Genomic DNA, 21,537 nt, shown 5'->3' with positions numbered 1-21,537 from the left:
TCGTGCTTAAATAGTGATACTTATCCGTTAACGTGCGCGCCTTATCCGACTTTTAGGATAATAAAATGGTTTATATTCACATCACTCATCCTGAATATTTTCTTGCCGAACAAACGACAAAAGAGCGTATGAGACAGTTCCACAGTGACAATCCGTCTCATTTTCATGAAATCGTATCGTTTTATAAGACATATACTAAGTATAGATACATAAAAATTTCCGGTTTTATTGACACTTTTTCCCCGAAAATCGCTACAAAAAAAGAGGATAAACGGCTTTACAGGCTATAAACCTTCAACTATTACGAGACCCATTTCGAGATAACATATACCGTAATCCCGCAGCAGGCAATAGTTATGGAGTGTCTCAAAAAGCTCTGTATCGGCTATCAAACGGTTTACTCGGGGTTATCCGGTGAAGCTGAAGCGCAAATAGGGGTGGTTAAAGGAACGCAGGAAAGGGTGTAGGTCGTCCGGACGATGTAGCGGAGGAGTCCTGGAGTGCGGGAAGAGCAGAGGGCATGTCAGGTGTTGCTTTAACCGCCGCCATTCTCTGCTTTTTAAAATACCGAATCGCAGATTCCGAAATAGAGATCGTAACTTTTGTGCTTACTGCTACCTGTTGTTCTGCAAGCGCATTGCTGAACAGGGAGATGAAAAACAGGATAACAATCCCGCATTTTACAGTAAACAGCATCGCACTCTTATTTATAACAAGCCAAAACCGGCTATACCATATGTTCATCAGCAGAAAAAGCAAGCCTGAACCGTACTCCTGCTCTAAGCGTATGATAAATAATTTATTTGATGAATAAAGAACCCCGCCGCAAGCCGCGGGGTATTTTGAAGACAACTCTATCATACTTTACGCCTCAAGAGGCGGGGAATATGACCCATAGAGATTAAAAGCTCCTGATACACAAGCTCATGGAAAAAACCTGATCAGTGGAATCATCACTCTCTTTTTCAGCACTCATCTGCACCGCACCCGAAAAGTTAACGGCGCAGGTAACGTTAAAATATCAGCTTTGCGTATAGGTATGAACGCTGTTCTGTGCCGAAGGCAGATAGTTTACGCCGAACCAGCAGACCAGAAGTATAATAAACGAGAGCGCAAGGTACCACTGGAGTTTTCCGCGATCAATCTTGTATCGGAATGCATGAAGATAACCCAGATAAGCAAGCCAGGAGAGAAACGCCCAGGTCTCTTTTGGATCCCATGTCCAGTAGTGACCCCATGCCTCCTTGGCCCAGAGCGCACCGAATATGAGACCGAAGGTCAGAAGCACAAAGCCAAGCAGAGCCAGATAGTGCGCAGCCGTTTCGCCCGCATCATTTTTTTTGGAGCGCAACTGGAGCGAGACATTGTGCAATGCAGCCACCGAAGATGCAGCAAGCAGCACATAGCCGACAAGATAGACCACAACATGGGGAATAAACCAGGGGCTCTGAAGCGCTGGCATGAGGGTCTTGTCAAACACTTCGGGATGAAGCAGGTTAATAACAAGAAAAAATCCCGCAAGCGCCATACAGTAGTACTTCAGCCAGGAAATTTTCCAGCGGTACTCAACCAGAAAACCTGCAAGCGGAATCAGGGCGGCATACCAGAGCCTGGTTTCACCAAGAGTTCTGAGGGGAGGGCGACCGAGAAAACTCCAGTAGATGGCTATGTACGCCACCATGACCATCGTCCCGCCGAATGCAATCAGAAAAGCCGGAAGCTTCAGGGCTGCGCTTTTACGCGAAAAGAGATCAAGCAGTGAGCCCAAAGCCCAGCAAAAAATGGCCAGAATGGCCGCAGTGTTAAAATCAATTACCATTATGCAACCTCTGAATGTTTAATGCCATTCCAGAAAAAGAGAATATTTCCCGCCATGATCATGAATAAACCAAGATAGACCGCCGGAAGCCATGGGTCACGGATGACTTCAATCAGACTGAGCTGGGACCACTTGCCCATTTTCTCATCATAGCCCATCTGATAGAGCTTCCAGCCACCAAATGATAACGGCTGGTTAACACCGAGCGTTGCGGTTTTCTGCTCACCGTTTTCGCCCTGAATGGATACCGCAGAGTTGAAGGACTTCGGCGATCCGGGAACCATGATGAGCAGAATCCCGCCAAGATCTGCGGCATCAGGCTTCAGCATCGGACTACCGGTGCTGATCCATGCTTCAAAAGGAGCCCCGCCGGAGTTGATCCGCACTTTGGCAAAAGGCATGCCCGCCTTGCGGTCAGCCGCCTGAGGCTCACCGTCACTGCCGCGAAGTCCATAGGGGAGATAATCGACCACCTCAACCTCCACGCCCTTCCATGATGCCGTTACACCCCTGCGAACCTGAATAATTGCCTGTGAGCGCTCAACAAGCAGTTTGTCGTTTTGCGGGTCATAGAGCAGAAGCTGGGGAGGATACTCTTCAAGGGAGAAGTTCTGAAGAAAGATGGAAAAAGGGAGCTGCTGCGGGGTATCGCTGTTCATCGAATAACCGAGGTTATTGGCCTTTCCTATCTCGATCGGGACAACAAAACGCTGAAGATCGGTGCTGCCGAAAATACCGCAGGAGAGTGCCAGCCAGAATCCGGCATGAAAAAGAATAAACTGAAGATTCTTCATACTGAACGGAAAGAGCTTCCAGGAGAGGCCGAGGCCGAGATTGGCAAGAAAAAAGAGCACCGTCAGAAGAAAAGGCCAGCTTGAAAAAATCTGGTTTATCCGCAGCATCGCGGTGAGTGAACCGGCAACAGCCTCTCCCTGAGGCACAATACCTCCGATCAGGGAGAGCACGGCAATTGCAAAAATAAGAGCAAGCCCGAGGGGGATACCGCCCAGCCACTGGACAACAGCGCTGTTCCTGAACGCCAGGCCAGCACCAAGTACCGTAAGAGCAAAAATAACAAGGGCTATGGCGTTAACCGGCAGATGGAGCAGCGGAATACCACCCCCTGCGCCCAGATACTCAACAAAAAAACCCGCAATAATGACCATTGCGGTAACAAGAAATGCCTCCCTGAACTCCCAGGGGGCCTGAAACCACCGACGCCGGACAACAACCATAAGGATACAGCTCTAAATCTTTTTAGGTAACTATCTTGTTTTTCTCAACACTGGAGGCATAGGGTAAAAAATATGCACGAATAAACCGGACAAGCTCAACATATATCCTGGTGCAACGCTGAAACCGTTCAGTGCAGACGATCTCTTTACCCCTCTCTTATCCACCGTTACATGATCATTCAAGGGCAGATTGCAACCGGTTCCTTGCGGGAGAGTGGTGAATGCTGATTGATCGTACGCCAATATAGTATTGAAAACAGATGAGTTCAACAGTTCTCAGAATGAGTAACTGTTTTTTTTACTCCGGCGTTCACTCCGCTGAAAGAAACTCCGATACCCCGGAAAAATACTCCTCCCCTGCTTTGTGGCCTCCACTGAAAAGCATTGCCGAAAAAGGGATCGAAGCATGCTGAAGCCTTGCCTTATCCTGCTCAAACTGCTCCTGTGAGTAGATCCTGTCGCGGTTTCCCCTCGCCAGATGCACCCGCATGGTGCAGCCATGAAGGTCAAGCTCCGGGGGGATGTCGCCACCGAGCAGCATAAGAGCTGACGCCCGGTGCCTGCCTGACAGAGCGGCGCGCCAGGCCATGCCGCCCCCCTGGGAAAAGCCGTGAAAAACGAGCCGGTCCTGCACAGCAAACCGCTCTTTTATACAGTCGATAACCCCGTCAACATAGCGAACATTCTCGGCAATACGCACTTCACGGTTTCTGGCAGTCATCCAGCTTGCTCCCGCACTCCCGTCGGGAAGATAAAAGGAGTGAAGGGCTTCAACTGCGCAGCAGAGCCATCCGGCGGAATCGGGAATGGAAGTGAGCAGCCCAAGCGCATTTTCGGCCCGCTCTCCGTAGCCGTGAAACCCCACAAGAAGTGAAACCGGGCCTGAGGCTGAGGGCGTTTGGAGAAGATATCTTGCGCTGATTGTTGTCTGAAAGGAGTACTCCTGCATAGCACACGCCTGAAAAAACAGTGAAAGAGCCGGGAGAGCCGATATGGCAAGCTCCCGGCCTTCAACACAACGGGGTTAGAGCTCCAGAAGTTTCAAAATACCCTTGAGCGGGATAGCTGCCCATTCAGGGCGGTTGTTCAGCTCATAATTCAGCTCATAGACCGCCTTGTTCATCAGATAGGCTCGCATAAGATGCTCACGCTGTTTTGGATCCTGCGGGACAATATCGCTGCCCCTGGTTTTTTCGAAATAGGTATCGATAAAGTGCTGGCCGACATAGAAGCTCCAACGGTCTGCCCAGGGTTCAAGTGCCAGACGGTCTTCAGGCCGAATTACCGACTGACTCTCCATCAGCACATTGAAAGCCGCATAGTCAAATGAGCGGAGCATTCCTGAAATATCGCGGAAGACCGAACGTTTGATTTTGCGTTCGGAGACAGGACGGGCAGGCTCGCCTTCAAAATCAATAATAACAAAATCCTTGCCGGTAAAGAGCACCTGGCCAAGATGAAAGTCACCGTGAATCCTGATTTTCAGCGTATCAATCTTTTCAAGGCGAATCGGATCAAGCTGCCGGATAATCTCGCTCTGCTTCTGTACCAGCAGTGATGCCAGCTCCTGCTGACCGGGAGGGAGCTTTGGCATGATTTCACGGATCAGGATGATGGAGCGTTTGACCTGCTCGCACATTGCCTGGTAGATCGAACGCTGGTAAAGTGTTGTAAATGCTTCCGGGGTAAATGCAGGATCGCTTTCGAGCGAAGCAAGGGAGAGATGCATTTCGGCGGTCCGCTCTGCAAGCTTTTCAATCATGCCGAGGTAGGCTTCACCAATCAGCTCGTGCATGAGCGAGGGAATCTTTACCGGTTCACCGCTCAGCGCAGGAAGCGGAGGAAGGGTCACTCCGGTATTGATTTTTGAAAGCACTTCATCAAAATAACGCTTGACCTGATCAAGCGAGAGCTGCCATGCATCACCTTCGTTCTGGACAAAGTGCTGCAGGATGCCAAGGGAGTACCGGCTGGTTCGGTTCTGGGTGTAGTTCAGCGAACCAAGATAACATGGCAGATTCTTGAATGCAGTACGATCGCTCAGAGCGCTGCACATCTCAACCTCCGGAGAGAGTCCGCTTTCAATGCGACGGTAGAGCTTGAAACAGAGATCCTTGTGGAACCTGACGGAGGTATTGGTCTGCTCTATACCCATCAGTACCGGCTCCGGTTCACACGTGACTGTGCAGTCAATAAAAGAGTCTGCTTTGGCGGCTTTCATACCGGTAATAAGTCCCGCCTTGCCCTGCCACTTGTCCTTTCCGGTAACGATGTGGAAGAGCTGCGACAAAAACTGGTTGTTAAAGGTTGCATCGCAGAGATATCCCTCTTCACCGCCAACAGTAACCCTTGCAATAACTCGCTTCAGGAAGTTGTCGTCAGAGGCGCTTGCCGACGCAAGCGGCTCAAAACAGACAGGAAGCTGATAGAGGTCATTTTCACCGCTTGAGTACCGGACTTCGGTAACAAGCAACTTGGCCAGCGCCATTCCCTCAACAGGAATGGTATCGACAATACTGATGCGCATGATGTTGCGAACCTTGCCGCCAAACCAGCGGCTCGCGTTATAGAATTGCGGCAGCAGCTCGGTTTCAAGCAGTTCACGGCTCTTTCCGCTGAACAGGCCTGTCCAGCGCGACACCGTTGCAAACGGCTTGTCAAGACATGGACGCCCGACAACTTTTTCGGTATCCTCAACAAGCTTCAGCCAGAAGTAGCCATAGGAGCCGAGAGCCACCATGTAAGGTGTTTTGCGGATTTTCGGAAAGCGGTTGAGACTGAATACCTCCTCGGGAATGAACCCTTCAAAGGCAGAAAGATCAATAGAAACCGCCTGGGCGTTGCGTGAAAGGTTGATGACCGCAAGCATGGTCTCATCCTCAAAACGACGGATAAAGATCAATACCCTGGGGTTGTTGACCTGCAGAAACTCGATGGTACCGCGGCTGAGCGACTTGTAGCGGCGGGCCGTGGCAATAGCGTGACGCATCCACCAGAGCAGGGAGTTGACATTGCTCTCCTGTACCTCAACGTTTACCGCTTCGTAATGGTATTCCGGATCAATAATGACCGGCAGGAGAAGCTGCTGCGGATTGGCTCGCGAGAACCCTGCATTCCGGTCGGAGTTCCACTGCATGGGGGTTCGTACACCGTCACGGTCGCCAAGGTAGAAGTTGTCGCCCATACCGATCTCATCACCGTAGTAGAGCACAGGGGTACCGGGCAGAGAGAGGAGCATGATGTTCATCAGCTCGATCTTGCGGCGGTCGTTGGTCATCAGCGGGGCAAGACGGCGGCGGATGCCGAGATTGATGCGCGCCTTGGGATCATTGGCATAGACGCGGCGCATGTAGTCGCGCTCCTCGTCGGTCACCATCTCAAGGGTCAGTTCATCATGGTTACGCAAAAACGACGCCCACTGGCAGTTCTCGGGAATTTCCGGTGTCTGGTCGAGAATATCGATAATCGAGAAGCGATCCTCCGTAGCCAGAGCCATATACATTCTCGGCATCAGGGGGAAGTGGAAGTTCATGTGACAGAGATCACCCTCGCCCAGATAGGCTGCGGAGTCCTCCGGCCACTGATTGGCTTCGGCAAGCAGCATGCGGTTCGGGTAGTGCTCATCAACATAGGAGCGGAGCTTGCGCAGGTAGTCGTAGGTGCGCGGAAGGTTTTCACAGTTGCTCCCCTCCTCTTCATAGAGATAGGGTACGGCATCGAGACGGAGTCCGTCAACACCCATACCGAGCCAGAAATCAAGCACGTCAAAGAGCGCCTTGTGAACAACAGGGTTCTCAAAGTTCAGATCGGGCTGATGGTGGAAAAAGCGGTGCCAGTAGTACTGTCCGGCAACCGGATCCCATGTCCAGTTTGAGGCCTCAAAGTCCTGAAAAATAATGCGGGTCCCGGAATACTTGTTCGGATCATCGCTCCAGACATAGTAATCTCTCTCCGGAGAGCCTGCCGGTGCTTTTCTTGCACGCTGGAACCACGCATGCTGGTCGGAGGTGTGGTTCACCACCAGCTCGGTAATAACCTTCAGGCCGCGGCTGTGCGCTTCATCAAGAAACTCCCTGAAATCCTCCATCGTACCGTAGTCGGGATTGACCGACATGTAATCAGCAATATCGTAGCCATCATCACGAAGCGGAGAGGGGTAAAACGGAAGCAGCCAGATGGCGGTTACGCCAAGGCTTTCCAGATAACCGAGCTTCTGTCGCAATCCCTGAAAATCTCCAATGCCGTCATTGTTGCTGTCAAAAAAGGTTTTGACATGTGCCTCGTAGATAATTGCGTCCTTGTACCAGAGGAATTCGGGTTGATACATGATGATGGTGTGCTATACAGTGATAATTGATAAAAAAATGTTCTGCTCTAAAAAAAAACGGTGTCAGCCGAGCGTTACCCTGAAAATATGCGCCGGCATGTTCCCTGGGTTCACCTCCACATAGTTCCACTCACCGTTCCAGTCGTAGCTCATACCGCTCAAGAGATCTTCGACTTTGAACGGGTGCTCGTGCGAGAGGCCGAAGCGCTCAAGCGGAAAGCGCAGCCATCCGCCTCGGGTATTTGAGTGATCGAGATTGACTACAACAAGAATGATATTGCTGTTGTCTTCCGTCCGTTTGACATAACCCATAAGATAGTCATCCTCGCGCCCTGCCGAAGCCTCTATCTGCACAAAGGTAATATCAGCGGTCTGCTGCAGGGCTGCATTATCCTTCCGGATCCGGTTGACCCTGGTGATCTCTGCCCGGATATTGCCCGGACGGTCAAGATCCCACTGTTTGATCTCATACTTTTCCGAATCGAGATAATCCTCCTTGCCCTCGGCAACAGGCAGATGCTCACAAAGCTCGTAGGCCGGCCCGTACATCCCGTAGTTGGAGGAGAGGGTTGCGGCAAGCACCATCCGGATAATAAATTTTCTGCGGTCTCCGCTCTGCAGCTCGTCGGGCAGAATATCGGGCGTGTTCGGCCAGAAGTTCGGGCGCATGAAATGCTCCAGCCCGGAGGTTGTCAGCTCGGTGAGATAGCCCTGAAGATCATGCTTGGTATTGCGCCAGGTAAAGTAGCTGTAGGATTGGCTGTATCCTGCTTTGGCAAGCCTTGCCATCAGTTTCGGACGGGTAAAGGCCTCGGCAAGAAATACCGTATCAGGGTGCTCCGCTCTTATTGAGGCAATTGCCCACTCCCAGAAGCCGAAAGCCTTGGTATGGGGATTATCGACACGGAAGATCTTCACGCCATTCTCAATCCAGAAGAGAAAGATGCTTTTCAGCTCAACCCAGAGGTTCTGCCAGTCAGCACTCTCAAAATCGATGGGGAGAATATCCTCATATTTTTTGGGCGGATTTTCAGCAAACTGCACCGTACCGTCAGGACGCCAGCGGAACCAGGTTGGATGATCCTTTACCCAGGGGTGATCGGGCGAACACTGAAAGGCAATATCAAGCGCAACGGAAATGCCGTGCGATTCGGCTTCGGCAACAAACTTCCTGAAATCATCAACAGTGCCGAGTTCCGGATGAACCGCCTTGTGGCCTCCGTCACTGTTGCCGATAGCCCAGCAGCTTCCCGGCTCTCCGGGAGCTGCAACAAGGGCATTGTTCTTTCCCTTGCGCTTGGCATCACCTATCGGATGAATCGGGGGGAGATAGAGTACATCAAACCCCATTCCGGCAATCATCGGGAGCATCCGGCTGCACTCCCTGAAGGTACCGTGCCGTCCCGGCTCTGAAGCCCATGATCGGGGGAAGAGTTCGTACCAGGAGCTGAATCCTGCTTTTTTCTGCTCAACAGTGAGCAGGAGTATTTTTTCGTAGAGCGAAGCACAGCTCTTGTCGGGAGCACGCGCCATAAGCTCTGCAAGCCGGGTGTCAAGCACCGCCTTGACGGACACTGCGGGTTCACCGGAGCGAACGGCAGCTGCATAGCGCTTGAGCTCTTCTGCATCGGCAGCGGTCGATCTCGCCACCCCTGCATCAATCAGAAGTGCGCCGATCCGGAGGTCGAGAGAGACCTCCTGATTGGCTTCTGTTTTTTTAATCAATCCTTTTTGCCACGTAAGGAAATGGTCAACCCACGCCTCAATGGTATACTCATAACTGCCGGGGCTGCCGACGTCGAGGCTCCCTGACCAGCGGTCATTGCCGATCGGGTGCATCGGTGATCGATGCCAGTCAGAGGTGCCGGAGGGCCGTGCACAGAGCTCCGCAGAGATCGTATCGGCTCCATCGACAAAAATATCAGCCTCAACAACAATAAACCCTCCCTCAACAGCTTTTGCCGGGTATTTTCCCCCGTCAAGTTCGGGTGAGAGATTTTCTATGATCACCCTCTGGCGACCGTCAAACTCCTGCTTGACAGCGTTGAGTACAGTCCGGCGGAATGCTTTGCTCATCTTCAGAATTTCTGGTTGGAAACCGGGGGAATCCCGGCCATAAAGCAGTTCTTCAGGAAACTTGACCTTCTCAATAAACAGTACCAAGCGTTCCGATGCTGCCCCCTGTTATTCAACAGAATGGAAAATAGGAAAACTCCCTTACTTTTTTGCGCAGATACTCTGCTAATTTCAAAGAGTATGGTAAATGATGAACCTTGAGGCTGCCTTGATTTCTCAAAAAAAATGTTGTTCCTTTAGGGTAGCCGCAGGATCAAAGGCCAAAAACAATCTTCATGATCGTTTTACCCCGAAGCTTACGGAACACTTCACAGCAACGGCCGGTAAGGTTTGACCGGTTTTCTGAGGGTGATTTATTATACAATCCAACATTACAGAGCCATCATGTTTGAACCACAAAAAGAACGACTGCAGGAGATACACCCCCGCCTGGAACAGTTACGGGGGTATCTTTGACGTCGATCAGCGCAAAGAGAAAGTAGAGGATCTTGAAAAAATAACCGCTGACCCGGCCTTCTGGAATGACCAGAAAGAGGCCCACAAGATATTGAAGGAGCTGAACGAGCATAAAACCTGGACCGAAGGGTACGAGAAGCTCGCAGCAAAAGAGAAGGTATGCCTCGATGAGCTGGAAATTGCATCCGAGCTTGAGGATGAATCATTCTCCGATGAGCTTTCGATCGCCATTGCTGAAATCGAGCAGGAGATTGCGGCCATTGAGTTTAAAAACATGCTTTCAGGCAAGGATGATGCGGGGAATGCGCTCATCACCATTCATGCCGGAGCCGGAGGTACCGAGGCCCAGGACTGGGCGGAAATGCTCTATCGGATGTACATGCGGTGGGCGGAACGCAAAGGGTTTAAAATCTATACCGACGACTATCAGGAGGGGGACGGAGCGGGCATCAAAACGGCTACACTTGAAATCCAGGGCCCCTATGCCTACGGCTACCTGAAAGCCGAAAACGGTGTGCACCGGCTGGTTCGGGTTTCGCCCTACGACTCCAACGCCCGGCGGCACACCTCCTTTGCCAGTGTCTACACCTATCCGGAAGCACCTCCTGATGTTGAGATCGAGGTTCGCAAGGAGGATCTGGAGCTCTCGACCTTCCGCAGCGGCGGCAAGGGCGGCCAGAACGTCAACAAGGTTGAAACCGCCGTGCGCATCAAGCATCTTCCGACCGGAATTGTGGTCGGGTGCCAGGAGGAGCGTTCACAGTTCCAGAACAGGGAGCGCGCCATGAAAATGCTTATGGCACAGCTCTATCAACGGCAGCGGGAGGAAGAGGATGCCAAAAAGCGGGAGATTGAGGGTAAAAAGAAAAAAATCGAGTGGGGAAGCCAGATCCGCAGCTATGTTCTCGATGACCGGCGCATCAAGGATCACCGCACCAACTACGAGCGCTTTGACGTTGAAACCGTGCTTGATGGTGATCTTGATGAGTTTATGGAGCACTACCTCTCTGAATTCAGCGACTGATGAGCATCGACAGTAATGCAAAAAGGAGGCTCTGATGCCCACCTCCGGGAGTGAGCCGCTTGTCCGGTTCGGAGTTGTAACCGACATACACTACGCTGCCGGGAGCAATGCCGGAGAGGCCGAAGAGCTTCGAACGTGGATCAAAAGCAGCAGAAATAATAATGTTGATTTTCTGCTGCAGCTCGGCGATAGCATAAGGGGAAGTGAAGAGCACTGTGAGGATGAGCTAAGTCAGGTTCTGGCCATCATGCAGGATTTTCCGGGCACCATCCGCCATGTTATCGGCAACCACTGCCTTGCCATAGCCGAAAACAGGCTGCTGGCAGCACTCGGAATGAGCAGACCATACTACTCATTTACGGCAAAAGGGTTCCGGTTTATCGTGCTTCATGGTATGGAGGTTTCGGTACTCAACACCCCTGAAACTCCGGAAGACCGGGAGATTCTCGATTTTTACCTTGACCGCCTTGACGTGGATCCCTGGTTACACGACTACTGCGGAGCTATCGGCTTCCGGCAGAAAGCGTGGCTGAAAAACGAGCTTGCTGCCGCTGAACTGGCCGGTGAGCAGGCCATCGCCCTCTGCCACTTTCCGCTCTTTCGGGAAACAACTGACGAGAAGCACGGACTCCTCTGGAACCACAGCGAAATTGCCGCTTTGCTTGCCGCCTCACCAGCGATTAAAGCCTGCATCAGCGGACACTATCATTACGGTGGTTACCTGCAGGAGAACGGCAAACACCTTATTGTGCTTCCCGCCTTTGTAAACCGGAAGGAGCATCCCGAATTCAGCTTTGGTATCGTGGAGCTCTACCGCGAAAGGATGGTGATTTATAATCAGGAAGGAAGCGCACGTTACGACCTTCCCCTTCTCTAATCTTCGAGCTGAACCCGCATACCATGATGAAGCTTTTCACGCTCCTCATGCTCTTCGCAACCGTCACCATTCCTGCAACAGGAAGCGGTGAAGAGCCATTTCAACTGGGTGTTGCCCACAGCGAACGAGAGCAGGGTCAGTTTTTTATGGTCACCGTAACCGGCACTCACACCGTGCCTGAACTCCGCTTTATGGATCGCAGCTTCCGGATGTTCCTCCAGCCGAACGGCTCCTGGAGAGCGCTCCTTCCGGTCGAAAACCTTGCCCAGCCGGGCAGCTGGAAGCTTCTGGTTCGTCAGGGGGTATATGAAAAGAGCCTGACGCTGCGGGTAATACCGAATAACCGGCCGCTCCAGCAGATCACGCTTGACACCACAAAACGAGCACTCAAGGCAACGGAAACTGAATTAACAAAAGTCAAGGCTGCACTGCATACCGAAACACCCGAACAGCTCTTTGCCGGAAGGTTCATGCGCCCCGCAGCAGGAGAGACAAGCAGCCTTTTCGGACTTAAACGCTCCTACAACGGCGGACCGGCCGAGAGCTACCACAAGGGTATTGATATTTCAGCACCAAAGGGAACACAGGTAATAAGCACCGCAAAAGGAAGAGTCGTACTCACCGGACGGGTCGAAGAGGGATTTCAGGTGCACGGCAACACGGTCATCATCGACCACGGCCAGGGAGTTACCTCCATCTATATGCACCTCTCCGCCATTACCGTTACCGAAGGGGCGCTTGTCGAAGCCGGAACCGTGATCGGCAAAGTCGGCCACACCGGCATCTCAACCGCCCCGCACCTGCACTGGGGCACCTACCTCTACGGAACCAGCGTTGACCCGGAGCTTTTTGAGGGCCATTCGCTGTAGATAACCGTATGCTGAAAAAAGTTTAGCGTAATCGAAAGACAGGGTGCATCCCGTCATTCCCGGAGCATAGGATGTTTTGCTGAATTACTGATCGGCAACTCTTTAATCTGAATCTTTTGATGGTCAGGATGGATACAAATCATGTTAACCGCCACTTGATTCGGATAGAGGTTCTCCTGAAACCCGAAATAATTTTCCTGATTAAAATATGGCGCAATATGCCACCAGCAGCGATAACCGAATGACCAGAGCAGCTCGATAAGCTCCTGCGACTTTTCAAGGCGATCGTTCTCAACATAGAGCACCGGTTTTTCTGAAGCAAGCAGCGCGGACATCCCTCTCAGCACCCCGCTCTCCATACCTTCAACATCTATCTTGATAAAATCAGGCTTTGGCAGAAAGGCAGCAAGTTCATCCCCCGTCCGGCACTCAACCTTTTCTCCTCCGCCCGGTGAATCGACCAGACTGACCCCGCCAAAATTCCCCGGACGGTCGTGCGACACCCCTGGAAGGGTGAGCACTCCCTGACCTTCTCCCATCGCATACGGAAGAGCCCGCGCCCAACCCAGACAATTAAGCGCAAAATTTGCTGCGAGATTATTGAACACTTCCGGTTGCGGCTCAAAAGCCACAAGAGAACCGCTCTTCCCCGCCATCTTAGCGAGAGGAACAGCCAGAGCTCCGATATTTGCGCCGATCTCCCATACCGTATCACCCTCCTTTACAAGACCGCTGAAAAGCTGAACCTCATGCTCACAGTATTCACCATACAACTCCAGCGCACGACCGCAATAAAAGCAGTGGAGGTTATAGACAAACACCCCGTGCTTTCCGCTTACAAGGCGTTGATGTCCGGCCAACTGGGAGATGGTTTTCATAAAACGTAAAATTTTAGCTTCAACGCACAGAAAGAGAGTCCATGCTGTCAATATAATTCACGATCACATTCATTGTGCCACAGAAGCTTGTCTACTCTTGAAATGACAGGGCTCTCCGCAGCTTGTCTCCGTTGAAAACATCATGAATAAGGCATACGATCCGGCAACAATCAAGCCATAATACGATGCATCTGAGCATTCAAATAACCTGTCAACGACATACTTCGTGTAAACGGCTACAACACTCCTGCACGCCCGGCGAACTGCGTCCCGAAGCAAAAGTGTGACTGCTGCCAACCTGTTTGGCGAAAAACTCAGGCGAACAGTCAACAGGTCAATTTTCAGGTTAATCAATGAAATTGAAAGCATTCGGCTTCCCCTTACATGGCCCGAAATCAGGGTGAAGGAGCTGCATGCATTACCCTACATATCTCCTGTAGTGCAGAAATCCGTGCTCCATGAAATCAAAGAATTCTTTCCTCTTCGAGTGGCTGCCATTACTTTTTATTTTCTTTTATACGCTATAAAAACATTATTTTTACAACACAAAAACAACAACGAAAGCCGTACCAGCAATACCGGTAACTAAAAAAACGGCCTGCCAAATAGTGTCGTAATCTGTTTTCTCAATAACCGTCAACAATGGAGCCAACTATGCCTGAACAAAAAACAGTAACAATCTACCTGACGAGCTGGCAAAAAAGAATGGTAGCTGATCATGTCAAAGGCCTGACTGCGATCACCAAGGCAGTTATCACCTCTAAAATTGATCCTGGATCATTGGTAAAGTACAGGGTTCCCAATGATCTTGTCTCGAAAAATAAATGGAATTTCTATCTGACCGATGAACAGATTGCTCATCTATCAGACATTCAGGGTATAAAGACCAAATTTTCAGCCTTGAATGTTTCATCGGAATTATTGGCATCCGGAGCAATTGCCTTCCATTAGCTATCATACGGTGAGTTTGGCGGAGAGAATGCACATGATTCGCTCCGCCATGATTAAGCCTCTTTTTTGCCAAAGCAGATTAATCATGCAGATTATTCACTCAGCTTAAAAAGCAGTTTAAACGCTACCTGAACTGGCACCAAACACTATCTCGGCAGAGACACTCTCCTTGCATAAAAACATTCATCAGGAAAAATCATTGTAATGAAGGTAAACACGACACGCCAAGTCTACGAACTAAAGGGCTGTAACTGGGAGTTGACCCTTCGCTGCACAATGAATTGTATGCATTGCTGTTCTCAAGCCGGAAATGCAAGACCAAACGAGCTGAGTCTTGAGGAGTGCTTCACGGTAGCTGACGCGCTGCTCGCCCTCGGTTGCAAGGATCTGACCTTCATCGGTGGAGAGGTTTTTTTATTTAAAGGATGGGATCAGCTCTCTGAATACCTCTCGAACAAAGGGATCAAAATCAATATTGTTACGAATGGCTACAGGATCGGGGAAGCTGAAATCGAACAGATAAAACGAGCCGGGTTGATCAATGTAGGCGTTTCCATCGACGGTATCGAACAAACGCATAATATGATAAGAGGCAGAGTCGATGCGTTTCAGCGCATAGAGCAAACACTTGACCTTTTGAGTAAACATGGGATCAGCATTTGCGCAGTAACCAGCCTCATGCAACTGAACTGTAATGATCTCGAAGATCTCTACCTTTTCCTTCTTGAACATGATGTATCGCTCTGGCAACTGCAATTGATCAATGCCATGGGCAACATGGCTGATCGGCCTGATTTCGTTGTCACTCCTGCACAGGTGCGGCAGGTTATAGATTTCATACGTGACAAAAACCGTGATCAGCAGATGGTCGTGGTCGCGGCAGACAGTATCGGATACTTCGATGACAATGAAACGTATATCCGGGGAACATCATCGCTGATTCCCTGCTGGGGAGGGTGTTCTGCCGGAATTACCGGACTGTTTATCGACAGCGTTGGCAATATAAAGGGTTGTGGTTCGCTCTACTCGGATCATTTCATCGAAGGCAATGTGCGCCAAAAACCTTTGGCAGATATCTGGAATAATGAAAATGCTTTTGCCTACAACAGAAAATTCACTCCCGACATGCTCACCGGAATGTGTGAGGGGTGCGATGTCGGCAGTGAATGCAAGGGTGGATGCCGCTCTTCAAACTTTTTTTCAAGCAACGCCCTCTACGCAAGTACCTACTGCTGCCGTAACCGATAAAGGAAGCTATACAGACTTTACTCCTGGTAATCATCATCAATAATCAAAACTTCTGATGACATGAAAAAGAGCGGTTTTTATCTGCGATATCTCTTCAGTGCTGTGGTGATGATAACACTGGTCGGCGGACCGAAAGCTCAAGCAAGAGGACGCTCCGTAGAGATTGGCAACACAAGTTCAAAGGCTGTATACTGGAAAACCGAAAGAGATTATATCGGTATGCTGGCAGCCTATTCGGTAGTCTACAAAGGCTGGCAGAAAGATAATGCCCGCGGGTACAATATCGGATCTGTTCTCCTGAGCAGCGATTCACTGAACAGCCGTCTGGTCTTTTGGGCCCGGAATTGCAATACCGTAACACACAATGAAACACAGCACGGAGAGGTACGCCTGATGATCGGGTACCTTGCAAAGCTGAATGCCGACCGGCAACACGGAATTAAAGTTCCGGATATCAAAAACCTCAATGGCTGCACAGTCTACACAACACTGGAACCATGTGCCCAGTGCTCTGGCATGATGACACTGCAAAAGGTTCGCAACACTCTGTATGGAGAGAGTGATCCGGGGTTCGGCAAAGCCCTTGAGCGACTGCAACTTGATTCATCCGCCCTGCCAAACGGTTACCCGCCATACCCTCGTCCGGTTATTTCCGAACGGGCCAATATCATCTACTGCGACCAACTGGAAAAGGGATTTTCAGAGTACCAAAAGAAATATGGCCCTGATGCACATATAACCGATTTTCTCAAATCGGAAGAGGCCCGGCTGATTTTTGAAAGCGCCTACAGTGAGCTGAAAGCGTATAAAGCTAAAGTGCCATCAATCAACGACAAGTTTTTGAATGAGGCAAAAAAAATGGTTGAATCAGTGCCAAAGGAGTTTGTCCCTCTTCATCCGGAGATATAACAGCCCTGCGCTCTGTGAATCACGCGGCCTGTGTTCTCTGGTAGAGATGCTTCTGGAAGTTGATGAAGGTTGAGAGAATCTTGTCGGTGCTGCCGAGTATGGCAACGGCATCCGGGAGCGCCTGGTATTTGAGCTGAAGAAGATGCGGCAGCTTCTCCTGATCAAGCTCTCCGACACCGGTTTCAATATATTTGGAGAGAACAAACGCCACGAACTCTCGCTGCCTCTCGTCAAGCGTATCATTGATGCTGCCTTGCGCAGCGGCGACCCTGGCCTCTCTGGTGATCGGTTTTTGGGCGAAGGAGATGTATTCGAGCACATCGAAGAGGTCGCTTTTTTCGGCATCGATAAGCTTCTGGATCGATTCGAGCGTCTCTTTTCCATATCCGGCGTCGGAAAGCTTTTCAAGCAGCGCTCTCCGGGTCTGGGGGTTTGACCACAACACCCTCAACTCCTCTTCGCTTTTGAAATATTCCGGCAGCACGCCAAAGAGCCCCTCAAGAAACTCTTCCACCGAGATCACCCTGCCGTCAGCACTCCAGAACGAGGTTGCAATCATGTGCTGGATTTCACGCTCCTTGCCGTCACTCAACTTTATTTTGAGCTTCTGCCGTGGAGGCGGCGGTATTGGTGGATCAACGGGTGGAAGCGGATCAGGATCCTCTCTTACCACAGCCGGTTCACCTTCCGTAATGGTTGTTTCTGCAATCGGCTCTCCGTCCCATTCAGAATCTCTGAAGTGGTGACAGGCATCAACAAAGTCATAGATGGTGAAATACTCTTTGCCGTCGAAAAGCCGGGTTCCTCTGCCGATGATCTGCTTGAATTCGATGATGGTATTGATCGGACGAAGAAGGACAATGTTACGAATATTGAGCGCATCGACTCCGGTGGAGAGTTTTTGCGATGTGGTCAGAATAGTGGGAATGGTTTTTTCGTTGTCCTGAAAATCACGAAGTGACTGCTCTCCGATTTCGCCGTCATTGGCTGTAACCCGTACACAGTATTTTGGATCAGGAGTGCTCTTGAACTGATTGATCAGATCACGAATCACCGCCGCATGAGCCTGATTGGCACAGAAAACAATGGCTTTTTCCGTCTGGTTGATTTCTGCAAGCAGTATCTGCACCCGTTTGGCTTCCCGCTCCCTGATCTCAATAATACTGTTGAAGTCAGGCTCGGTATAGAGCCGTCCCTCTTCAACTTCGCCTTCGATAACCTGATCATCGGAGGTGTAGATATAATCGTCGAGCGTGGTTTTGATCCGTTTTACACGGAAAGGAGTGAGAAAGCCGTCATTGATCCCCTCTTTGAGCGAATAGATGTAGACCGGCTCTCCGAAGTATTGATAGGTATCAACATTGTCGCGCCGCTTCGGCGTAGCGGTAAGACCGATCTGCACTGCCGGAGAAAAATATTCCAGAATAGCGCGCCAGTTACTCTCGTTGTTAGCTCCGCCTCTGTGGCACTCGTCAATAATGATCAGGTCGAAGTAATCTTTCGGGTATTCGCCAAAGCAGGGAGTATGCTCCGGCCCGGTCATGAAGGTCTGGAAAATGGTAAAGAATACAGAGCCGTTTGTCGGCACCCGGCCGTTTTTACGAATTTCATCCGGCCTGATGCGCACCAGAGCATCCTGAGGAAAAGGGGAAAAGGCATTGAAAGCCTGATTGGCAAGAATGTTCCGGTCGGCAAGAAAGAGAATGCGCGGTCGCCGTTTTCCGTCACGATTGAGATTCCAGCGGCTTTGGAATAGCTTCCAGACAATCTGGAATGCGATAAAGGTCTTTCCGGTTCCTGTGGCAAGTGTTAAAAGGATTCGCTGGCGACCCTCCGCTATGGCAGCAAGTGCCTTGTTGGCGGCAAGCTCCTGATAGTAGCGGACCAACTTGGTTCCGCCAATCTCCTCAAAGGGAACCTTGCTGAAACTCTCCTCCCACGAATTCGGCACCGCAAAGGTTTTCTGCCAAAGCTCGTCCGGCGTAGGAAAGGTTTCAACCAGCCCTTCCGAACCGGTTTGCATGCAGATGCGGTAGATCTCCCTGCCGTTGGCTGCGAACGTTGTGGCAAGCTCAAGCTTTTCAGCATAGTTCTTGGCCTGGGCAACCCCTTCACCAACCTCCTGATCACTACTTTTAGCCTCGATAACCGCCAGTTTCCGGCCTCTGTAAACCAGCACATAATCCGCCGTCAGCGATTTGCCGCGGCTCCCACCGGTCTGAATCTTCCCGGCTGTAATTATATACTCCCTCTGAACTTTCGAACCCTCAACCACACCCCAGCCACTCGCCGTAAGCTTCGGGTCAATGAGTTCCGCTCTGGTTTCAGCTTCGTTCATAGGGTTTTATGTCTCATGAATTCAACATTACATCCTTTATGTCTCATATAAACCAAGATATGAGACATAAAGGACAATATATCTTACGAGTGAGACTCAAAAAACGTCATCTCCCTCAGTAATAATCATCTTCCCGCTGATGCCGCACCGCCAGAATGGTAACGCTCTTCTCATTCTCTATTTCGAACAGCACCACATAGCCACTGGTGCCAAATGAGATGAGCAGTTCACGCAAAAAAGGATTCTCGGCAATTGCCTTCCTGCAACTAAATGGAAATTTCCGCAAAAAGAGCACTCCCTGATTTATGGCCTCCAAAGCCTTTTCAGCAGCAACAAGATCATGTTCAAGCTGAAAGTCATACAGTCGGCACAAATCCTCTTGCGCTTCAGGGGTAAAGCGGACATTATAATTCACCGCTTCTTCTGTTTCGCTTTGAGAAGAGAGTTGTGCAATATACTCAACACCTCATCTGCGGCAATATACTCACCGGTAGCACGGGCATGCTCCCGTGAAGCCAATCCTCTGGCAATAAATTCATTCCGGGCGAGTCGTCTTTCAATGTTGGTACGAAGAGAGCTTTCGATAAAAGCAGAAAGCGTCTCACCTTCCCGCAATACCAGTTCAGCAGAATGGCGAAGTTCAGGCTCCACACGGAGTGATGGTAATGATGCGCTTTTCATGAACAAACGGGTTATCGAAATTGTTTGCAGGCGTTGCAAATGCAATGCAATTTATAATACCGTCAGATACTTTGCAAACAGATATAAAACCATAACAAAAAGCTATCGGAACACCACTTCAGATTGTTTGATGAATTCGATGAAGTTCATACAGGGAACGCCAACCGCATCCATTGCACAGACTGCCGGGATCTTTCGTTTAGCTGCAATATCAGGAGGCCTTTGTTGCCGCCCTTAATCCGAGACCAAACCAACAGTATTGAAGCTTGCAGTGGCTATGATAAAGATGTCGTTTTCACCGACGCCCTTGGAATGATAATTGTCAGAGGAGATGCCGAGAAGAGTCTTGATTTTTAATGCCTCCTGGACAATGGCGTTCGTGATTTCAAGTAACCCGGTATTTGCATCTCTGAGCCATTCCGCACACTCAGGAGCTTTATTGACAACTTCATCGTATGCAACATGTGGCATAACAAGGTGTTTATTTGCAAACTACTCAGCCATCCAATCCCATAAACCGGGAAACTGCCGGATCGGATAGTTGTCCCAGGCATAGATAATGGATGATGCGTCAACGATCAGCATAGTAATGCTCCAGACTATGCAAATCTTTAATCTTGATGCTGTCGAGATAACTGCTTGCCTTGGTCAGTGTGATTTGGTGAGCGTTCAGGGCATCCAGTACTGTCCGCACATAGGTATCACCAAACACGTGCATCGGCTCACGATGTCTGTACTTGCGTGTTCCGCCATCTTTTTGAGTAACAATCACTGTTGCATACCACTCCCTGTAGGCGGAATATGCGCTTTGCGGAAGGCGACCGGCATCAAGCAATCGACGCAGAATCACCTCACAACTCACACCCCATGCATTGCATTGTTTGTCAAGCCATACGTCGAATTGAGCTACATCATCAGGTCGTTCAGCATCATTGATCAGTGCAAGAAAATTATCAGGAACCAGAAGATTCCCCGCGAAGGAGTTTGCATCGCGCTCTCCCCCCTGATGAGAGTTCAGGTCGAAATCGTCATCAATAGAGCTGTTTTTGTGCAGAAGTAAATGACCCAGTTCGTGCATGAGCGTAAATGTTTGCCTGCGCTCAGACTCCTGTTTTTTGACAACAATCACCGGACAGTCCGAATCGTAGAGGGTAAAGCCGATAATCGGATTCTCTTTCGGAATCTGCCACTTTCCGTTAAAGCCATTACTTCGAAAAACCAGAATCCCCTTGGCCTCCAATGCCCTGCGGTAAGAGACAAAATCGTTGCGGTCACCAAGACCCAGCCAATTGCGAACAATGCGAGCCATTTCCGGAAAAGCCTTGCCCTGCAAATACGGTGGAGAGAACCGAACCCGATCCGTTTCATCCATATCTTCAAGCAAGCCGAGGTAGACTTCCCGCTGCTTTTCCACCCGCTCAATAAATTTTTTAAGCGTTGGTGTCACCTCCGGCTTCTGGTTAGTCAGTGTCCTGAACTGTGTGGTATGCACCTCTGCCGCTTCAACCGGACCTTCCTCCAGAAAAAAGAGTACCCCGCGGCCAAAATAGTCCGCCATCTTGCGCAACTGATTGAAGGTCATGCCATCTTCACCGGCAATCACCCGCTCCATGCTGCTTGGCGCTATACCAAGCTTAACGGCAAGATCATCCGGAGTAATGCCATAATCGGCACAACACCAGACTATACGCTCCGGATTGATGGACTGTATACGTTCCATATCTATTGTAACTCATTATACCTTGATGACCTGCCGCAAATGCCCTGCGACCGGTCACCGATAAACAGATGAAATGACAAAGGTTTTTTACCCCGTCAAACAAATAATAAAAAATCAGGGGAGACAAAA

Annotated in this window: 19 protein-coding genes; 6 read left to right on the top strand and 13 right to left on the bottom strand. The window is 50.2% G+C overall.

The features are described from left to right. Positions 1-441: 441 nt before the first annotated feature. From BOO20_RS12795 to BOO20_RS11120, 6 genes are all read right to left on the bottom strand, one after another. Complete coding sequence (locus tag BOO20_RS12795; protein WP_144277168.1) at positions 442-696, bottom strand: hypothetical protein; 255 nt, start codon at positions 694-696, stop codon at positions 442-444. 325 nt (positions 697-1,021) lie between these two features. Continuing rightward, positions 1,022-1,819, bottom strand: coding sequence for a cytochrome c biogenesis protein (locus BOO20_RS11140; RefSeq protein ID WP_076792735.1), 798 nt, complete (start codon positions 1,817-1,819; stop codon positions 1,022-1,024). After that, the gene (locus BOO20_RS11135; RefSeq protein ID WP_076792734.1) at positions 1,819-3,054 is read right to left on the bottom strand and encodes a cytochrome c biogenesis protein ResB; all 1,236 of its coding nucleotides are present in this window, start codon (positions 3,052-3,054) and stop codon (positions 1,819-1,821) included. Before BOO20_RS11135 ends, BOO20_RS11140 begins: the two co-directional genes overlap by 1 nt. 310 nt (positions 3,055-3,364) lie before the next feature. Beyond that, a complete protein-coding gene (locus tag BOO20_RS11130) occupies positions 3,365-4,003 on the bottom strand; it encodes an alpha/beta hydrolase (protein WP_076792732.1) in 639 nt (212 codons plus the stop codon). Positions 4,004-4,078: 75 nt separating this feature from the next. After that, entirely contained in the window at positions 4,079-7,381 is a 3,303-nt protein-coding gene (gene treS / locus BOO20_RS11125; protein WP_076792731.1) for a maltose alpha-D-glucosyltransferase, read from the bottom strand. A gap of 63 nt (positions 7,382-7,444) precedes the next feature. Further along, on the bottom strand, positions 7,445-9,457 hold the full coding sequence (locus BOO20_RS11120; RefSeq protein WP_076792746.1) for an alpha-1,4-glucan--maltose-1-phosphate maltosyltransferase: 2,013 nt from the start codon (positions 9,455-9,457) through the stop codon (positions 7,445-7,447). A 384-nt stretch (positions 9,458-9,841) separates the two neighbouring features. Here BOO20_RS11120 and prfB point away from each other — a divergent pair. The 3 genes from prfB (at position 9,842) to BOO20_RS11105 (ending at position 12,683) form a co-directional block, all read left to right on the top strand. Then, a protein-coding gene (prfB, locus tag BOO20_RS11115; RefSeq protein ID WP_198935456.1) for a peptide chain release factor 2 occupies positions 9,842-10,937 on the top strand; the annotation gives its coding sequence in 2 pieces (ribosomal slippage) (positions 9,842-9,910 and positions 9,912-10,937; 1,095 coding nt in all). A gap of 34 nt (positions 10,938-10,971) precedes the next feature. Continuing rightward, positions 10,972-11,814: a metallophosphoesterase gene (locus BOO20_RS11110; protein ID WP_076792728.1), complete on the top strand. Its 843-nt coding sequence runs from the start codon at positions 10,972-10,974 to the stop codon at positions 11,812-11,814. 23 nt (positions 11,815-11,837) lie between these two features. Beyond that, positions 11,838-12,683 carry a M23 family metallopeptidase gene (locus tag BOO20_RS11105; RefSeq protein ID WP_076792726.1) on the top strand — a complete coding sequence of 282 codons (846 nt, stop codon included), beginning with the start codon at positions 11,838-11,840 and terminating at the stop codon, positions 12,681-12,683. Between the two features lie 53 nt (positions 12,684-12,736). Here the strand turns inward: BOO20_RS11105 and BOO20_RS11100 are convergent, their stop codons facing one another. Then, entirely contained in the window at positions 12,737-13,561 is an 825-nt protein-coding gene (locus BOO20_RS11100; RefSeq protein ID WP_083694668.1) for an FkbM family methyltransferase, read from the bottom strand. A gap of 654 nt (positions 13,562-14,215) precedes the next feature. On the opposite strand from BOO20_RS11100, the gene BOO20_RS11090 reads away from it, so the two are divergent. The 3 genes from BOO20_RS11090 to BOO20_RS11080 all read left to right on the top strand — a co-directional run bounded on the left by BOO20_RS11090 (position 14,216) and on the right by BOO20_RS11080 (position 16,669). After that, the gene (locus BOO20_RS11090) at positions 14,216-14,512 is read left to right on the top strand and encodes a hypothetical protein (RefSeq protein ID WP_076792723.1); all 297 of its coding nucleotides are present in this window, start codon (positions 14,216-14,218) and stop codon (positions 14,510-14,512) included. A 204-nt stretch (positions 14,513-14,716) separates the two neighbouring features. Beyond that, on the top strand, positions 14,717-15,760 hold the full coding sequence (locus BOO20_RS11085) for a radical SAM protein (RefSeq protein ID WP_076792722.1): 1,044 nt from the start codon (positions 14,717-14,719) through the stop codon (positions 15,758-15,760). A 60-nt stretch (positions 15,761-15,820) separates the two neighbouring features. Then, positions 15,821-16,669, top strand: coding sequence for a deaminase (locus BOO20_RS11080; RefSeq protein ID WP_076792720.1), 849 nt, complete (start codon positions 15,821-15,823; stop codon positions 16,667-16,669). Positions 16,670-16,688: 19 nt separating this feature from the next. Here the strand turns inward: BOO20_RS11080 and hsdR are convergent, their stop codons facing one another. The 6 genes from hsdR to BOO20_RS11055 form a co-directional block, all read right to left on the bottom strand. Then, positions 16,689-19,007 carry an EcoAI/FtnUII family type I restriction enzme subunit R gene (gene hsdR, locus BOO20_RS11075; RefSeq protein ID WP_076792719.1) on the bottom strand — a complete coding sequence of 773 codons (2,319 nt, stop codon included), beginning with the start codon at positions 19,005-19,007 and terminating at the stop codon, positions 16,689-16,691. A 115-nt stretch (positions 19,008-19,122) separates the two neighbouring features. Further along, the gene (locus BOO20_RS11070) at positions 19,123-19,422 is read right to left on the bottom strand and encodes a type II toxin-antitoxin system RelE/ParE family toxin (RefSeq protein ID WP_076792717.1); all 300 of its coding nucleotides are present in this window, start codon (positions 19,420-19,422) and stop codon (positions 19,123-19,125) included. Beyond that, entirely contained in the window at positions 19,419-19,688 is a 270-nt protein-coding gene (locus BOO20_RS11065; RefSeq protein ID WP_076792715.1) for a YlcI/YnfO family protein, read from the bottom strand. Before BOO20_RS11065 ends, BOO20_RS11070 begins: the two co-directional genes overlap by 4 nt. A gap of 234 nt (positions 19,689-19,922) precedes the next feature. Further along, positions 19,923-20,159, bottom strand: coding sequence for a hypothetical protein (locus BOO20_RS12995; RefSeq protein WP_198935455.1), 237 nt, complete (start codon positions 20,157-20,159; stop codon positions 19,923-19,925). A 21-nt stretch (positions 20,160-20,180) separates the two neighbouring features. Next, positions 20,181-20,273 carry a DUF4411 family protein gene (locus tag BOO20_RS13180; protein WP_233120973.1) on the bottom strand — a complete coding sequence of 31 codons (93 nt, stop codon included), beginning with the start codon at positions 20,271-20,273 and terminating at the stop codon, positions 20,181-20,183. After that, positions 20,260-21,408: an ImmA/IrrE family metallo-endopeptidase gene (locus BOO20_RS11055; RefSeq protein WP_076792713.1), complete on the bottom strand. Its 1,149-nt coding sequence runs from the start codon at positions 21,406-21,408 to the stop codon at positions 20,260-20,262. Before BOO20_RS11055 ends, BOO20_RS13180 begins: the two co-directional genes overlap by 14 nt. Positions 21,409-21,537: the final 129 nt, after the last annotated feature.

Origin of the sequence: Chlorobium sp. KB01 (assembly GCF_001975465.1) — a bacterium.
Classification (GTDB): domain Bacteria; phylum Bacteroidota; class Chlorobiia; order Chlorobiales; family Chlorobiaceae; genus Chlorobium.
The sequence above is the reverse complement of the archived record's forward strand: the minus strand, read 5'-3'. Positions and strand labels throughout refer to the sequence as shown.

Bases quoted from the DNA above. Each gene is read 5' to 3' on its own strand.
- BOO20_RS12795 (WP_144277168.1), bottom strand. From the start codon at position 696: ATGCTGTTTACTGTAAAATGCGGGATTGTTATCCTGTTTTTCATCTCC.
- BOO20_RS11140 (WP_076792735.1), bottom strand. From the start codon at position 1,819: ATGGTAATTGATTTTAACACTGCGGCCATTCTGGCCATTTTTTGCTGG.
- BOO20_RS11135 (WP_076792734.1), bottom strand. From the start codon at position 3,054: ATGGTTGTTGTCCGGCGTCGGTGGTTTCAGGCCCCCTGGGAGTTCAGG.
- BOO20_RS11130 (WP_076792732.1), bottom strand. From the start codon at position 4,003: ATGCAGGAGTACTCCTTTCAGACAACAATCAGCGCAAGATATCTTCTC.
- treS (WP_076792731.1), bottom strand. From the start codon at position 7,381: ATGTATCAACCCGAATTCCTCTGGTACAAGGACGCAATTATCTACGAG.
- BOO20_RS11120 (WP_076792746.1), bottom strand. From the start codon at position 9,457: ATGAGCAAAGCATTCCGCCGGACTGTACTCAACGCTGTCAAGCAGGAG.
- BOO20_RS11110 (WP_076792728.1), top strand. From the start codon at position 10,972: ATGCCCACCTCCGGGAGTGAGCCGCTTGTCCGGTTCGGAGTTGTAACC.
- BOO20_RS11105 (WP_076792726.1), top strand. From the start codon at position 11,838: ATGATGAAGCTTTTCACGCTCCTCATGCTCTTCGCAACCGTCACCATT.
- BOO20_RS11100 (WP_083694668.1), bottom strand. From the start codon at position 13,561: ATGAAAACCATCTCCCAGTTGGCCGGACATCAACGCCTTGTAAGCGGA.
- BOO20_RS11090 (WP_076792723.1), top strand. From the start codon at position 14,216: ATGCCTGAACAAAAAACAGTAACAATCTACCTGACGAGCTGGCAAAAA.
- BOO20_RS11085 (WP_076792722.1), top strand. From the start codon at position 14,717: ATGAAGGTAAACACGACACGCCAAGTCTACGAACTAAAGGGCTGTAAC.
- BOO20_RS11080 (WP_076792720.1), top strand. From the start codon at position 15,821: ATGAAAAAGAGCGGTTTTTATCTGCGATATCTCTTCAGTGCTGTGGTG.
- hsdR (WP_076792719.1), bottom strand. From the start codon at position 19,007: ATGAACGAAGCTGAAACCAGAGCGGAACTCATTGACCCGAAGCTTACG.
- BOO20_RS11065 (WP_076792715.1), bottom strand. From the start codon at position 19,688: ATGAAAAGCGCATCATTACCATCACTCCGTGTGGAGCCTGAACTTCGC.
- BOO20_RS12995 (WP_198935455.1), bottom strand. From the start codon at position 20,159: ATGCCACATGTTGCATACGATGAAGTTGTCAATAAAGCTCCTGAGTGT.
- BOO20_RS13180 (WP_233120973.1), bottom strand. From the start codon at position 20,273: ATGCTGATCGTTGACGCATCATCCATTATCTATGCCTGGGACAACTAT.
- BOO20_RS11055 (WP_076792713.1), bottom strand. From the start codon at position 21,408: ATGGAACGTATACAGTCCATCAATCCGGAGCGTATAGTCTGGTGTTGT.